The sequence below is a fragment of the Aquabacterium sp. A08 genome (assembly GCF_011742065.1).
Genome location: NZ_JAAQQT010000165.1, coordinates 1 through 398 on the forward strand (window position 1 = coordinate 1; position 398 = coordinate 398).

Below are 398 nucleotides of genomic sequence, written 5' to 3' on the forward strand. Positions count from 1 at the left end.
TACCTGCGCGACGACGTGGTGCGCGACGAGGACGTGCGGGTGGCCTACACCTGGGTGCCGCGCGGCCTCAACCTCGACCAGCTGGTGCTGATGCAAGTGGCCGAAACCCGTGGCAAACGCTCCAAACTGGCGACCGAGATCATCAAGGGCGTGATGGTGCCGCAATTCATCATCCTGCCGCTGGCGGTGCTGCTGGTGTGGCTGGCGCTGGTGCGCGGCATCCGCCCGCTCAACGACCTGGAGCAGCGCATCCGCGCGCGCAAACCCGACGACCTCAGCCCGATCGAGAACGACCACGTGCCACAGGAGGTGGCGCCGCTGGTGTCCTCCATCAACGACCTGCTGGACCGGCTGAAAAGCTCGCTGAGCAACCAGAAGCGCTTCCTGGCCGACGCCGC

1 protein-coding gene is annotated in these 398 nt (G+C 66.8%); it reads left to right on the forward strand.

Annotated features, from left to right (window positions below; all coding sequences use genetic code 11):
- Window positions 1-398 (forward strand): sensor histidine kinase (locus HA630_RS00940; protein WP_208299895.1); only part of this gene is annotated, 398 nt, incomplete at both ends.